The organism is Paenibacillus paridis (genome assembly GCF_006345825.1).
Classification (GTDB): Bacteria; Bacillota; Bacilli; order Paenibacillales; family Paenibacillaceae; genus Pristimantibacillus; species Pristimantibacillus paridis.
The window spans coordinates 31,509-45,840 of sequence record NZ_VCIX01000075.1 but is presented as its reverse complement, the minus strand read 5'-3'; the positions used below and the strand labels follow the sequence as shown (position 1 = coordinate 45,840).

Sequence of the window (14,332 nt, the reverse complement as noted above, 5' to 3'; positions counted from 1 at the left end):
ATTTTTCAGGAGGCGATTTATTCGATGATTACTCCCCAATTTTCAGAGGATGCCAAAGAGGAGCGCTATAGTCACTGGCCGGAAGCCCCGCAGGTGCTGCTTCACAGGCTGTTAGTAAAGGTAGAGAGCGTATTGCTAGGGAAGCAGCAGGTCATAAGAAATACGTTAACAGCGCTGCTCGCGGGCGGACATGTTTTGCTTGAGGATGTGCCGGGCGTTGGGAAGACACTGCTGGCACAGGCTTTTGCAAGGGCGGTGGGCGGCGATTTCAAAAGAATCCAGTTTACGTCCGATATGCTGCCTGCGGATATTGTTGGCGGGGTTGTGCTTGATCCAAGGACGAGCGAGCTGGTGTACCGCCCTGGCCCGATTATGGGCAATGTGGTGTTGGCCGATGAGATCAACCGCACATCGCCGCGCACGCAGTCTGCGCTGCTTGAAGCAATGGAGGAGAGGCGGGTCACGGTAGAAGGGAAAACGCGCAAGCTGCCCGTTCCGTTCATGCTGATCGCTACGCAAAATCCGCTTAGCTTCGAGGGGACGAACACGCTGCCGGAAGCCCAGCTGGATCGTTTCATGATGCGGCTAACCATCGGATATCCTGGATCGATGGAAGAGAAGAGAATGCTGGAGCAATATGCGGATGGCAACCGAATCGAGCCGGAGCGCTTGCGTCCAGTCATTGCCACGGAAGAATGGCTGCAGATGCAGGCGGAGGCACGCCAGACGCATATGCATCCCGCTCTGCTGGAATATATGGTGCAGGTGGCGGATGCGACCCGACGCGCGCCGGAGGTCATGCTTGGGCTGAGCCCAAGGGCGCTTAGGGATTGGCTGTGCGCATCCCAGGCCAATGCTTACATGGAAGGCCGCGGTTATGCGGTTCCCGATGATTTGCTGGCAACAGCCGAAGCGGTGCTGCCGCATCGTTTGTCGCTGCGCTTCAGCGCAGCAGCAAGCGGAGCGGATGCCGCATCTGTGATGAAACGCACGATTCGCGAATGCCCTATGCCGGCGGCTGCAGGAAGCGGGAAGCGCCGATGAATGCATCTTATGAAAATGGGCTTCCGAAAGAAGGGGCCGAGGCGGGAAACGAAGGACGCTATTATGCTGTCGAGGGGCAACTCCCAGACAATCAAGCGGATGAGAGCTGGATACGTGACAGGCAGGGGACGACTGAGCCGGTAAATGAGAGAAAGACAGCCTATGCCGGGCAAGATGGTGGCCATGGCATTTATCGTACCCGGTGGCTGGCTTGGGGCTTGCTGGGGGCAGGCTGGGCCGGAAGCGTGGCAGCCGTACTGCTTAGGGGCGGTGCAGTGGAATGGTTTATGGCAGCCGTACTCAGTATGATCGTGATCGTAAGCTGTGCTGCGCCTATGCTAGCAGCGGTAGGCCTTACAGCTGTCCGCGAGCTTTCGCATGAGACGACACGCGAGGGAGGCACGATCGCGGTACGTTTAACGCTTAGGCGATCGCTGCTTATACCCTTTGTGTGGATTGCATTAAGCGATGAAACAGTAAATCAGAGCTCGCCCGCCCGTCAAGGCTTGAGCTTGCAATATGTGTTTATGCCGATCTTTCGCAAAGAGATGACCGTTCAGTATGCTTTCTATCAGTTGCAGCGCGGGCTGCATCCCTTCGAGCATGTGTCGGTTACGGTTGGCGATTGGCTGGGCCTAACCGCCATTCGCAAACAGCTGTCATGCAAGGCGGAGTTTGTTGTTTTGCCCGGCTTGCCTCAGGCCGATCAGATCAAGCCGGAACAGTTAGGCGGCTCAGCACCGCATGCGGTCCGTTCGCGTGCGATAGGTGAAGCTCGCGATCCGCGCGGTGAAGCGGGAAGAGAAGAAATCGAGGCAGCGGTGAGAGCTGCCGGTTGGGGCCCGGAACTTCGGCCGTACCGTGAGGGGGATTCGCTCCGTCATCTGGATTGGAGGAGCGCGGCTAAGGGACGAGGTCTTCAAACCAAATGGCATGCGCTTGCGCAGCCGGTTCGAACGTATATCGCTGTCGATACGCTGGCATCCGCATATGATCAGGACAACCGGCTCTTTGACGCTTGCATAGGATGGGCAGCTATGGCGCTTGCGCAGGCAGCTTCACTTGGCCATGGAGTAACGCTTTTGCTCGGTCAGGAGCAAGCCGCGCTGGAGTCGACGGAGGCAGAGTCAGCATCCCGTTTGCCTGGGATGCTTCACGCGATGGCTTTGCTCCGACCGGAAGGAAGGGGCTCGCTTTCAGGCAGCCTCTCCAAAAGCTCAGGAGCCTTTAGCCGCGGCTCCACGATCCTCGTATTTACCGCCGATTGGCGGGGCGGCAGGAGCTGGGGCGAGCTGGCAGGTTATGCAGCCGAGCAAGGCTGCAGGCTAGAGCTCTTCATTGTTACGCGAAGCAGCATGCCTACTTTCGCCATGCGCGAGCAGCAGAAATGGCTGGAGAGCGGCGGCGTCAAATTGACGTGGCTGCATGTCCCTGCGAGCATGGATGCTCTTCCTTATGCTGAGGAAGGAGGCGACTTCCATGAGCTTGCATAAAAGCGATATAGCAGGAAGAGACGCCAAAAGGCTGCAAACCGGTAACCAACGGCTGCACAGCGGCGCTGCCGAAGATTCTTTCGGTTATCGCCTGCTTACCACGCTGCTGCTATTTGGCTTGCTCGCCGAATGGCTGCTTCCCTGGGTGAATGCAGGTGCGTGGTCGGTCATTTATAATCCGGAGCCGCTGCTTATGGTTATTGGCTTTGTGTTGCTGGCGGGATTGTTTCGCCTGCCGCTCGGCGTTACTCTTCCGATGAATGTCATCCTTTGTATTTTAAGCCTGATGTGGCTCTATAAGGGGACTGACCAAGGCGGTTTGCAATGGCTAATCGGCTTTCCGGTTATGCTGAAGGAGCACTTCCTGCTGCTAGCGGATAACGGCTTATGGGCCATGTCGGGGGAGCTTAGAACGCTGCTGCTCTTTATTGGCTGGGCGATGCTGGCTCCCGCGCTGCAGGCGCTGCTCTGGATGCGCCAGACGGCTCTTGGGCTTGCATGCATAACGTTAGTTTATTTAATTACGCTTCATGTATGGCTTGGATTCGACGTGATGGGCGGCTTGATGCGCACGGTGGCAGAGGGGCTGCTGCTTGGCGCTGTAGTGACGGTGCCGCGAGTACAGCGAATGATAGAAACGGGTTTAGGCAAGCTAAAGGGCGTGGATATGCGCTGGCTTTCGGGCTCCGCCTTTGTCGTGCTGACGATTATCGGCTGCGGTTTGCTGTTTGCTGCTGGCCGTGAAGCTTCGCTGCCGCCCGCGAACTGGACAACGACATTTAATGATCGGCTAGAGCAGGCGGTCAGCTCGCTTGGGCAGCAGAGCCAAACAAGCGTAAACGGAACAAACGGATACAGTATTTCGGGCAGCTCCTTTACGGGATATGGATTCGATGACAGCAAGCTGGGTGCGCCGGTAAGGAAAGACGACAGCATTCTCTTTACGGGCAGCTCACCAGTAAAAGGATATTGGCGCGGGGAAACAAAGCGCCTCTATGATGGGCATGGGTGGAGCGATACGGCAGGCAGCTCGGTTCTTCTCCCTGTTCGTAGCACAGATATGGAGGCATCCGCCAAAGCCGCAGATGAAGCAGGAACCCATGAGCAAGGGCCAATCATTCAGCAAACCGTCATTTGGGCGCAGCCTACAGCCGGAATGCCTCTGTTTGCCTCCGGCTTATACGGCAGGGTTACCGAGCTTTCGGCGGCAGATCCAAGGCGCAAGCTGGAGAGCTATATATTTAATGGGGATAGCAGCGCGTTATATGCCCAATCCAATAAGGCCAAAGTGGAAAGCTATACGGTCAACAGCGTTCTTGCCGTAACGGATGAAGCGCAATTGCGTGCGTTAGACAACGGGTCTGACGGAGCATTCACGGCAGACGAAGGCTCAGTGGCTTCAGGCACTTCAGCCGGTGCAAGAGAGGAACTGGCTTTGGCGCCTTATTTGCAGCTGCCGTCCTCGCTTCCAAGCCGGGTAGTGGCTTTGGCTGCCGAGGTTGCAGGCGGTGGCGTTACGAGCCGTTACGACCAGGTGAAGGCGATTGAGGATTTTTTGAAAGAGAGCTATACGTATACGCTGGATGGCAGCTCTGTGCCCCCGGAAGGCAGTGACTTCGTGGACAATTTTCTCTTCGAGCAGCGCCAAGGCTACTGCGTACATTTTTCTACCGCAATGGTGGTGCTGCTGCGCGCGCAAGGCATTCCTGCCCGTTGGGTAAAAGGCTTCACCACAGGAACTCCTGGGGGAGAGAGCGCTACAGGAAATTCCCTGGGATCGGGAAGTGCTGAAGCGGAAGCTCAGAGCTTAGGTAGAGCTGGAGTAGAGAGCGGTAGTAGAGCGCTGAGCTCGGGAAGTGCCAAAGTAGAGAGTGGAAGCGATAGAGCGATTGGTGCTGGTGGTACTGGAGCAGAGAGCGGTAGTGATACGGCGAGCTCTAGAATTGCCAGTGTAGAGAGTGGGAGCGATAGAGCGATTTATACTGGTAGCGTTGAAGTAGAGAATGGCAGTGGAGCGCTGAACTCGGGAAGTGCCAAAGTAGAGAGTGGAAGCGATAGAGCGATTAGTGCTGGCAGTGGAGCGCTAATCGATGGAACGGGGAGAAAGAGCAGCAGTTCGCAAGCCGCTGAGGGGGATAGCTTGCAATCGGTGGATTATGAGGTGAGAGGCTCCGATGCGCATGCCTGGGTTGAGGTGTATTTCCCAGGCGCAGGCTGGGTGCCCTTCGATCCGACGCCGGGATTCAGCGGCGTCGTGAGCGTTGCGGCCGCTGGTTCAGTAGGCGGCATGCTCGCTGCTCCCGCAATGGGAGCAGCAGTGGCGAGCGGCGTCAGCAGCGGATTTGGCGAGGCGAGCTTAGCGAATCTCGCCGCATGGTTTGAGGCGGCTGCCGCGCGAGGGGCAGATGCCCTCGCGCGCGCAGCCAAAAGCGCAGCGGCGGCTTCGCCCGCCGCTGTAGCTGCCGCAGGCGCGGCCGCGCTAGCGCTTGCGGGCGCGGCCATTGCTGCGGCGCAGCACCAGCGGCTTCGCCTTTCGCTGGCGCTGCGCCGTTATGGCGCGGTCCACGCCGGCATCGCGAAGCTTGCCGGCACAGCCGCGCCTTATCCGTCACGCGAACCTGTGACGGAAGAATGGGCTGCGCAAGCGGGGGGGACCCGCTTGCGGAAAGCTCCGCGCGGCGCGGAAAGCCGCCTGCGCGACAGCTTTATCGGCGTCGCAAGTGCGCATGCGCCGCTGCTGTACCGCCGGTTCGGCGGGCACGCGCGCGGACAAACCGCACGTGAGTACGCGAGCGCTACCGAACCTGCGCTCGCGGCAGATCAGCAGGACGCGCTCCGCCAGCTCACCAGCTGGATCGAGGAAGCGCAGTTCGCCGCGCCGGGTCCATGGCCTGGCGCTCCGACTCCGGCTGCGCTTCGCACGGTTCTGCATGTGCTGAACAAACGGCCGGCACATAAGTCTGCTGCTTCCTCTGCCAAGCAGAAAGAAGAGTCTAAAAAACGGCCATTAGCAGTTAAAACGCCGAAGTAACTTCGTAGTCCCATGCATGGCACGAAGCCGCGAAGTAGGTTAATTGATAAATAGTCATTTAGTAACTTAACAATCAATTCATTCTCTTCCTCGACGCTGACGATCATTTGATTTCGAAATTACACACGGTTTGGTAAACTCAGTTAATCATATTCGGTACAGCAAGGCTGATGAATGGCCAACTAGCTGTACCGAATTTTTTGCACTAACTAACTGTTACTGCCCCTCAAAGTGTCACATTCGGTACAACGTGGCAGATGGATTACAACAAAACTACACCGGTTTTTAGAGTAACTATTTCGTATCATACAATTGCTAAGGCAGAGCAGCCATTTTTGTCCGTTCAATTTAATTCCAAAACCGGATTAACAGGAAAAAATCCTGTTATTTATGGCCATTTTGTTATATTTAATGAATTAGTGGGAAATCCTCCTGTTAAATAGCTAGTTTTCGGCAGATTGAACTAACATGGAGAATATTAGCAGGAGTTTTTCCCGTTAATGCGCTCAAGCATCATTAGTGTCGAAATTAGCGGGAGTTTTTCCCACTATTCTATTTTTGCGATGCGCATTGTACCGAATCTTGGGCCATTCCGCTCAAAATCAACTTTTAACTGCTTTCCGCCAACCATATAATCGTCAGTAGAAAGCGGCTCGAACAGCTGCAACATACCCGTTCACGGAAAGGACATGCCGATTCGCCTTGACTCGTTCAAAGCGCCTTATATATAATTACTACATAATTTGAGGGAGGCTCGGTCATGACTAAGCAAAATGAAATTATCGTTGTTCTCGATTTTGGAGGCCAATACAATCAACTAATCGCACGCCGTATTCGTGATTTGGGCGTATACAGCGAGCTGTTGCCTTATAATACGCCGGCAGAACGGATCCGCGAACTAAAGCCGAAAGGTATCGTATTCTCGGGAGGACCGGCTAGCGTTTACGAAGAAAATTCACCAATGGTAGATCCGGCTGTGTATGATTTGAACATTCCAATTTTCGGCATTTGCTACGGCATGCAGTTGATGTCACATCAGCTCGGCGGCAAGGTTGAGCGTGCGGGCAAGCGTGAGTACGGCAAAGCTGAGGTTGAATTTGCAGAAGGTACACGCATCGGCTTCGGTCTGGATAAAGTACAAACCGTATGGATGAGCCACGGAGACCACGTTGTTGAGCTGCCGGAAGGCTTCCAGATAGATGCTTTTACAGACCATGCGCCTGTCGCTGCGATGAGCAATCCTGATCGTCATTTCTTCGGTGTGCAATTTCACCCAGAGGTTCGTCATTCCGAGTTCGGTAATGAGATGATACGCAATTTCCTTTACAATATTTGTGACTGCGATGGCAACTGGACGATGGAGTCGTTTATCGAGGACGCTATCCGTGATATCCGCAATGAGGTTGGCGACAAAAAAGTGCTATGCGCGCTTTCAGGCGGCGTAGATTCTTCTGTTGTAGCTATTCTTCTTCACAAGGCGATTGGCGATCAATTGACTTGTATGTTCATCGACCATGGCATGCTGCGCAAAGGCGAAGCGGAAGGCGTCATGGAAACCTTCGTTGGCAAATTTGATATGAAGGTTCTCAAAATCGATGCGCAAGAGCGTTTCCTAGGCAAGCTGAAAGGCGTAGAAGATCCTGAGCAAAAACGTAAAATTATCGGTAACGAATTTATTTACGTATTCCAAGAGGAATCGGATAAACTCGATGATTTTGAATTTTTGGCACAAGGCACGCTGTACACGGATATCGTAGAGAGTGGTACGGCTACGGCTCAAACGATTAAATCTCACCACAATGTAGGCGGATTGCCTGAGGACATCAAGTTCAAATTGATCGAGCCTCTTAAAGCGCTGTTCAAGGATGAGGTTCGTAAAGTCGGTGAGGAGTGCGGGCTTCCGGAAGCGATCGTTTGGCGTCAGCCATTCCCAGGACCGGGCCTTGCTATCCGGGTGCTTGGCGAAGTGACAGAGGACAAGCTTCATATCGTACGCGAATCCGATGCGATTCTTCGCGATGAAATCGCTAAAGCAGGTCTTGACCGCGAAATTTGGCAATACTTTACCGCGCTTCCAAACATGAAGAGCGTTGGTGTCATGGGCGATGCCCGTACCTATTCCTATACAGTAGGTATCCGCGCGGTTACTTCAATCGACGGCATGACAGCTGACTGGGCACGTATCCCTTGGGACGTGCTTGAGAAGATTTCGGTACGTATTGTAAACGAAGTAGACAACGTCAACCGTATCGTCTATGATGTTACATCGAAACCGCCAGCAACGATTGAGTGGGAATAGGTTTTATTGGAATTAGCCTGCCACAATAGAGTGAAAATATAGAGTGCAAAAAATTACTCTCTTTTATTTGCGTTTTTCAGCAAATAAAAGGGAGTATTTTTTGTCCAACTTAGCGTATCCATTCCATCTCAAGCGATGATTATATTGAAAATGTACAATAGGGGCATGACTTTAATAATGGACGTTTGTACACAAAAGTCCATTGAATTAATCACTTCCGGTATTTATGATAAGCAAGGTAAACAAATGAGAATAAGTATCAGTTGAGGGAGTGAAAAGGTTATGGTTTATCGTAAAAAGGGCTGGTCCCTATTTTGCACAATCATTGTGCTTGTCTTGGTGCTTGCAGCCTGCGGCGGGGGAGAGGGAAAGGAAGATGCTGGTGCGGTACAAACAGAGCAAGCATCGGCATCGCCTGAAATCCAATCCACAGATACGCGAATCGTTGAGCATGTCCTTGGCAAAATTGAAATACCTGCACAGCCAAAGAACGTAATTGGATTATTTGTCGAAGATGAGATGAGCGCGCTAGGCGTCAAACCCATTATGCAATATTCAAGCGGAGCCTATTATCAGACCTATCTGGAGGATTACTTAAAAGATGTACCGAAGCTGGACACTGCCGCTTTTAATTTTGAGGCGATCATGGCGGCGCAGCCGGATCTCATTATTCTCGGCTTCCAGGGCTGGGCAGAGGAAGGCACCTATGAAAAATTGTCGAAAATTGCTCCTACCTATGTATTTACCGGCAGTGAAATTCAATATCCGCAGAACTGGAAAAAAAACCTGCTTATTGTAGCTGATTTGCTCGGAAAGACAGAACAGGCGGAACTCGTTATTAAAAAGCGCGAAGCGGAAACGAAGCTGGCCAAAGAGCAATTGCAGGTTGCAGCTAAAGGAAAAACAGCTGCTATGATTCGTATCCATGCCAGTAAGGAACTGAGATTATACGGAGGCCCAGGAGGTCAAGTAGGGACGGCATTGTATGGTGATTTTGGGCTGGAGCCAGCTCCGATTATACGCAAGCTGGCATGGGGAGAGGATATGGATATCCAAACCATATCTATGGAGATTATTCCACAAATCGATGCGGATTATATTTTCCTCGCTGTAGATGAAGGTAGAGAGAATCAGGCTGAGGAGCTTAAAGAAAGCAGCATGTGGAAGAACATTCCTGCTGTCCAACAAGGCCATGTCTTTGAAGTTCGCGGCGATGTATGGATCACGAACGGTCCACTTGCCTACGAAAAAAAGCTGGAAAACGTGATGAGTGCGATTATTCCTAATAAATAACAAAGAAGAAGCTAGTGAACCTCATGGGTTGACTGGCTTCTTCTTTTTCAATTAAAATAGTGATAATGATTCTCAACAAATGTAGGAGGAGTCCATGACTCGATGACTAGCAGCGTTTCAAATAGGAATTACCAACCGGCTCCTTTTCATTCATATTTTTTTAGGTTGCTTGATATTGTATCGGTAGAAGACAACAATATTCTCCAGACACCCTCTGTAGTCAGTTTGAGCTACAGGCTGATTGTTATATCTAGCGGCTCAGGCTGCTTATATATAAACGACAACCGTTATGACGTTACCATTGGAAGCGGTTATGCCATAGCGCCTGATGCCAAACTTGTCATCGCATCAATCGGAGAAGCGGAGAAGGACATGCATTATATGTGCATGACCTTTGATATCATTGAGGCTCAGCCTAACAGTAACCGGCCGCTTCAGTTTTTAAATCGCGAAATCATAATGGATTCTTTCGATCGTACGCTTGGCGTAATGCGCAAGCTGATGGCTATAAAAAATCCTGAAAGCGAGGAAGATCAGCTTCATTATTATTTTCGATTCCAGAAGCTAATGCATGCATTGCTAAAGCAAAATACGGCTGTATCTGAAACGATTACCTCCATGCAAGCCGTGGAACGGACCGTTTCTTTTTTAAATGACCATTACAATCAGGAAATAAGCACGCAACAGCTAGCTGAGCGGGCCGGGATCGGCGTCAAGCAATATAATGTTTTATTTAAAAAAATGACAGGCGTAACGCCTCACGATTATATATCCGCGCTGCGTATACGCAAGGCCAAGGAACTGCTGATTGTTTCCAGGCAGTCGCTTGCTGAAATTGCAGAGCAGGTTGGGTACCGCGACAGCTATTATTTTAATCGCCGTTTCAAACAGATAGCAGGCGTACCGCCGCGAGTATATGTAAACACGCGCCAGTATAAAATTATGTCCATGAGTTATGTATGTACGCTGCTGGCGCTCGGCATAAAACCGATAGGTGCGCCTGCCTATCATTTGGGTTATTATGCTCAACGGTTAGGCGGAAACATTACGAGTATCGGGGATAAATCCACTCTTTACTATGACAAAATGAATGCGCTAAAACCTGATCTCATTATTAGTTGCGACACATTAGAGCATGAAATACAACAACAGTTGGAACGCATAGCTCCGATTGCAACGATACCATGGATGGGATTGCATGCGACGGAGCATTTGCAAGCAATCGGAGATTTACTTGGGATGCGGAAGCAAGCACAGAGCTGGGTTGACGGCTACGAGTTGCAGCGAGAGGTGGCGTATCGGCGGATCAAGCCCTATATCAATACAAATGAGACCGTTGGCCTTATCTTGATCGAAGGGAAAGAGATATTTGTGCTAGGGGACCGCAATGTGGGTGAGGTTATGTATCGTTCGTTCGGTTTACAGCCACCTCCGCTTGTGCAAAATTTGCTAGTGGAACATCCTAACCAGTACGGTAGGAGGGTAACGGTCGAGCAGCTCCGTCAATATGAAGCTGACCGGTTATTTATTATTGTATATGGGGCGGAAGCTGCTTTAACGTATCAGCAATTGCAGAAAAATCCAGTATGGAGGCAGTTGGCAGCTGTACGTCAAGGCAAGGTGCAAAACATGGATCCTGAAAAATGGATTTTTTATGATGTATTATCGCTTTCCGGACAATTGGATGAAGGGATCAACCTATATTTCGAACAATGAAACGTATAGAAACGTATTCTTTGAAAAAATAAGGCGCCGTCAAATGGGGTTGAATAAGCGATTGAATATAGTACAAGGCTTACAGTGCAAACTGAGTGTAATTTCAAAAAACTGCGGCACCGTTCATTCGGTCCGCAGTTTTTTGGCATTCTTTTGAAATGGATAATTGGTTTACATGAACAACTCTCGTTCTACGCGTAGATCCCATCCGAAGCCGCAGAGCTTTTTTTCGAAGAGGAGAGCAGCCATAGCAATTGCGCAAGAAGAATCGCCAGCACGAGATAGTCATAGAGGTGTGTGCTCGGCGTATTGCCGGTAAAGTTCAGGAAGTTATGCAAGCCGTGGAACAGAATGGTCAGCAAAATGGCACGGTTTCGTACGACCAGCATCGTCAGAACAAATCCGAGAATAAACGCGTACACGATTTGCAAAATGGTGTCCTCTAGGGACTGGCCGCTAAGTGCCTGTAAGGCATGCGTGACGCCGAACAAAGCGCTGGACACCACAATGGCAAAAGCTTTCCCTTTTGGCATCAGAATCCGCAGTATCATTCCCCGGAATAATGTTTCTTCCACAAAACCGACCAAGAAAATTTGAGAAAGCAGCAAATAAGCAAAAAAGGAGAAGGACTCAAGCTGAAAGCCCTTGTTGCCGATAACCAAAACGATCAAGACCAGAAGCAGAGGCAGGTACTCGAGCCATTGCCGCTTCGTTAGTTTGGATAGGCTGCTGAAATAGAAGGTGCTCCAACGTTTTTTGACCGAAAGGTAGACGAGCAGGAACAGGGCAATCGGGATAAATCCGAGAAATGGCGCAAGCGGATGGGTGAGCTCGGCAATGGATACATAGGCGCTGCCTCCAGCGACAAAAATCATGAGCATCAGCTCGATCAGGATAATGGCGATTAGCGGTCTTTTTACGGTAAAGCTGTCGGGTTTAATCATTTATAGTTCCTCTTTTTCGATTATTTTTTTTAGCCATTCATTTTCCATTTTGAAAAAATCCAATCCGTAATGCATGACGGATACGCGGTAGTAGTATTGATCCTTATTTTCGAGCTGCTCGAGCTCCTTGGAAACGATGCCCTGCACAACTTCCATTTGGGCAATATGGCGTGCGATGTTTTGCTGATAGGCCATTAAATTCTGTTTTTTGGTTGGTTCATCCAAATAATCATAAAAAAATATTTTGATGAGATATTCCCGTTTATTCGCTTGAAGCGGCTCGCCAAGCCATTGCATGAAATGGGCGCGGCCTCGGTCGGTGATGCTGTATATTTTTTTGTTCTTGCTGTCGTTGGTCTCCTCTTCAGTTACGAAGGCGCTTTGTACGAGCCGCTTCAGCGCGGGATACAGGCTGCCATAGCTCATTTTGTAGAAAATGCCCACCGATTGTTCGGTAATTTTTTTGATATCGTACCCACTCATCTTTCCTTGCATCAACATGCCTAACGTAACAAGCTCAATCATATAAAATCCCTCTCATGTATCAAGTTGATATATCTATTTGATGTATATAATGTATTTGATTTGGAATGTTATGTCAAGAGATAAATTCCGCAGCATTCAACCAGTGAAGTTGCCAAAATAAAAAAAGCCCTCCCGTCAGCATAGCAGCTGCAACGAAGGGGCTTTTTGGGCTTCGCCAGAAAAGCATCTTATTTAAAGGGGAAAATAATCGGATACGAAGCACAGGCTGAAAGCTTATCGCTCATTTTTTCTTTCCTGTAGCTGTATGCCAAACCCCAGCATCAACGCCTCGAAGGCGTGGTCGAATGCGGTAGACAGGCGTCCCATAATCGATTCAACGCTCTCCTCCGAATTGGAATACGTTCCTACGATGCCGCGCAGCATGTAGAAATAAATGCGAGAGCAATTAAGCAGCTGTTCTCCCTCAGGAAGGTTCAATTGTGTTCCCAGCAACTGATCAATAATGTTGAACATTTGATTGCGCAGCCGGTGGATCGGAAGCTCAGGATTTTCTTCACTGGCCCTAACGGCATTGGATTCAAAAAAGATCGCATACATGCTCTTGTTATCCAAACAAAACTGGATGAATTGGGCGTTTAAGCGCAGCAGCTTCTGATCGGAGGACAGGAAGGCATCAGCCACAAGGGCCTCAAGTGTGCCTATAAGCTGCTGCAGAGGCGCCATAGACAAGGCGTGAAGCAAAGCTTCTTTATCCTGGAAATAGATATAGATCGTCGTATGGGAGCAGCCCGCCTCCTTGGCAATCTCTCTAATTGTAACAGAACCGTAGCCTCGTTCATGGAACAGCTTCTCTGCCGCAGCAATAATCGACCGTTTCGTTTCCTCGGACCGCATTTCTTTTTTAGTAACGATGGGGACGCCTCCTAATAGAATATTACCATTGGTTAGTAACCGTTGGTTACACATTAGCGCGGGTCTACAGATATTGTCAATGAACACAGCTCTGCTATAATTTGAGGAGGCATATCTACGCATGTGAGGCCAAGTTTGCATACGCAAACTTAAGAGTACGCTTACGAAGCCAAGTTTGCATGCGCAAACTTTTGAGGAGGTCACCATGAAGCTGCATCCTTCCATTAGCAAAGATGAAATCGTGCTGCCGCAGGCTTTTCCGATGGTGATATCAGAGTCGAAGGGGGTCACGCCTACCTTTCAGAGACTGCACTGGCATACGGCGCTCGAAATTAACTATATTCAAAAAGGCAGCGGCTACTATTTAATCAATGGGAACCGTTATGAATTTCAGCAAGGCGATTTGGTACTCATTCATTCCAATGATTTGCACCGTGCTTTTGAGGCTGAGGAGCTGGTCATGAGCATTGTAATGTTCGATCCGGGCTATCTGGCTTTGGAGCAGCGCTACGCACCCGAGCTTCTGGTCCCGTTCCGCGAGACTGGGAACCGCTTCGATAATGTGCTTGATCGAGATAATCCCATGCACAGGCGCGTTGTGAGCATGCTATCTGGCATGGAGGAGGAGTACGCACGCAAGGAACCCTATTTCGAGGTTGTGGTGAGAGCGCAGCTTATTCAATTTCTGGCACTCGTTAACCGTTACTTTTCCAAGAAAGATACGATTAAAGCTCAGCATACAAGAGGCATGGACGTCATTCGTGCTGTTCTGCACCAAATGGAGGAAGATATCTCGTATCCTTGGACGCTGGGAGAGCTGGCCGAAGGCGCTCATTTAAGCGCTTCTAGGTTCAGCTCGTTATTTACACAGGTAGTGGGCACCTCTCCTATGGACTATCTAATCCAGCTCAGGCTATCGCAGGCAGCCCATCTCTTGGAAGCTACGGATAAAAAGATAATAGAAGTAGCGGAAGAATGCGGCTTTCGCAACTTGTCTAATTTCAATCGGCTGTTCAAGCAGCATGTAGGCAAGCTGCCTTCGGAGCTCAGAACCTAAAAAACAGTAAGATAGTATCAGAACATCGTTCTTTTTCATTAGAAGAACGATGTTTTT

Annotated in this window: 10 protein-coding genes; 7 read left to right on the top strand and 3 right to left on the bottom strand. The window is 50.3% G+C overall.

The window, feature by feature from the left end; genetic code table 11:
• Positions 1–24: 24 nt before the first annotated feature.
• The 6 genes from FJQ58_RS06460 to FJQ58_RS06435 all read left to right on the top strand — a co-directional run bounded on the left by FJQ58_RS06460 (position 25) and on the right by FJQ58_RS06435 (position 10,876).
• The gene (locus FJQ58_RS06460) at positions 25–1,044 is read left to right on the top strand and encodes an AAA family ATPase (protein ID WP_139991608.1); all 1,020 of its coding nucleotides are present in this window, start codon (positions 25–27) and stop codon (positions 1,042–1,044) included.
• On the top strand, positions 1,041–2,537 hold the full coding sequence (locus FJQ58_RS06455; protein ID WP_162341349.1) for a DUF58 domain-containing protein: 1,497 nt from the start codon (positions 1,041–1,043) through the stop codon (positions 2,535–2,537). Before FJQ58_RS06460 ends, FJQ58_RS06455 begins: the two co-directional genes overlap by 4 nt.
• A complete protein-coding gene (locus FJQ58_RS32865) occupies positions 2,524–5,568 on the top strand; it encodes a transglutaminase domain-containing protein (RefSeq protein ID WP_238403853.1) in 3,045 nt (1,014 codons plus the stop codon). Before FJQ58_RS06455 ends, FJQ58_RS32865 begins: the two co-directional genes overlap by 14 nt.
• Positions 5,569–6,328: 760 nt before the next feature.
• On the top strand, positions 6,329–7,867 hold the full coding sequence (gene guaA / locus FJQ58_RS06445; protein WP_139991606.1) for a glutamine-hydrolyzing GMP synthase: 1,539 nt from the start codon (positions 6,329–6,331) through the stop codon (positions 7,865–7,867).
• Positions 7,868–8,149: 282 nt separating this feature from the next.
• On the top strand, positions 8,150–9,160 hold the full coding sequence (locus FJQ58_RS06440; protein ID WP_139991605.1) for an ABC transporter substrate-binding protein: 1,011 nt from the start codon (positions 8,150–8,152) through the stop codon (positions 9,158–9,160).
• A 102-nt stretch (positions 9,161–9,262) separates the two neighbouring features.
• Positions 9,263–10,876, top strand: coding sequence for a helix-turn-helix domain-containing protein (locus FJQ58_RS06435; RefSeq protein WP_139991604.1), 1,614 nt, complete (start codon positions 9,263–9,265; stop codon positions 10,874–10,876).
• Between the two features lie 191 nt (positions 10,877–11,067).
• On the opposite strand, the gene FJQ58_RS06430 is transcribed toward FJQ58_RS06435, so the two are convergent.
• The 3 genes from FJQ58_RS06430 to FJQ58_RS06420 all read right to left on the bottom strand — a co-directional run bounded on the left by FJQ58_RS06430 (position 11,068) and on the right by FJQ58_RS06420 (position 13,272).
• Positions 11,068–11,820: a CPBP family intramembrane glutamic endopeptidase gene (locus tag FJQ58_RS06430; RefSeq protein ID WP_139991603.1), complete on the bottom strand. Its 753-nt coding sequence runs from the start codon at positions 11,818–11,820 to the stop codon at positions 11,068–11,070.
• The gene (locus FJQ58_RS06425) at positions 11,821–12,345 is read right to left on the bottom strand and encodes a PadR family transcriptional regulator (protein ID WP_139991602.1); all 525 of its coding nucleotides are present in this window, start codon (positions 12,343–12,345) and stop codon (positions 11,821–11,823) included.
• Positions 12,346–12,579: 234 nt separating this feature from the next.
• Positions 12,580–13,272 carry a TetR/AcrR family transcriptional regulator gene (locus FJQ58_RS06420; protein ID WP_238403852.1) on the bottom strand — a complete coding sequence of 231 codons (693 nt, stop codon included), beginning with the start codon at positions 13,270–13,272 and terminating at the stop codon, positions 12,580–12,582.
• Positions 13,273–13,423: 151 nt separating this feature from the next.
• Here FJQ58_RS06420 and FJQ58_RS06415 point away from each other — a divergent pair, with 151 nt between their 5' ends.
• On the top strand, positions 13,424–14,275 hold the full coding sequence (locus FJQ58_RS06415; protein WP_139991601.1) for an AraC family transcriptional regulator: 852 nt from the start codon (positions 13,424–13,426) through the stop codon (positions 14,273–14,275).
• The last annotated feature ends 57 nt before the right edge of the window (positions 14,276–14,332 follow it).

Bases quoted from the DNA above. Each gene is read 5' to 3' on its own strand.
- FJQ58_RS06420 (WP_238403852.1), bottom strand. From the start codon at position 13,272: ATGTGTAACCAACGGTTACTAACCAATGGTAATATTCTATTAGGAGGC.
- FJQ58_RS32865 (WP_238403853.1), top strand. From the start codon at position 2,524: ATGAGCTTGCATAAAAGCGATATAGCAGGAAGAGACGCCAAAAGGCTG.
- FJQ58_RS06435 (WP_139991604.1), top strand. From the start codon at position 9,263: ATGACTAGCAGCGTTTCAAATAGGAATTACCAACCGGCTCCTTTTCAT.
- FJQ58_RS06430 (WP_139991603.1), bottom strand. From the start codon at position 11,820: ATGATTAAACCCGACAGCTTTACCGTAAAAAGACCGCTAATCGCCATT.
- FJQ58_RS06425 (WP_139991602.1), bottom strand. From the start codon at position 12,345: ATGATTGAGCTTGTTACGTTAGGCATGTTGATGCAAGGAAAGATGAGT.
- FJQ58_RS06455 (WP_162341349.1), top strand. From the start codon at position 1,041: ATGAATGCATCTTATGAAAATGGGCTTCCGAAAGAAGGGGCCGAGGCG.
- FJQ58_RS06460 (WP_139991608.1), top strand. From the start codon at position 25: ATGATTACTCCCCAATTTTCAGAGGATGCCAAAGAGGAGCGCTATAGT.
- guaA (WP_139991606.1), top strand. From the start codon at position 6,329: ATGACTAAGCAAAATGAAATTATCGTTGTTCTCGATTTTGGAGGCCAA.
- FJQ58_RS06440 (WP_139991605.1), top strand. From the start codon at position 8,150: ATGGTTTATCGTAAAAAGGGCTGGTCCCTATTTTGCACAATCATTGTG.
- FJQ58_RS06415 (WP_139991601.1), top strand. From the start codon at position 13,424: ATGAAGCTGCATCCTTCCATTAGCAAAGATGAAATCGTGCTGCCGCAG.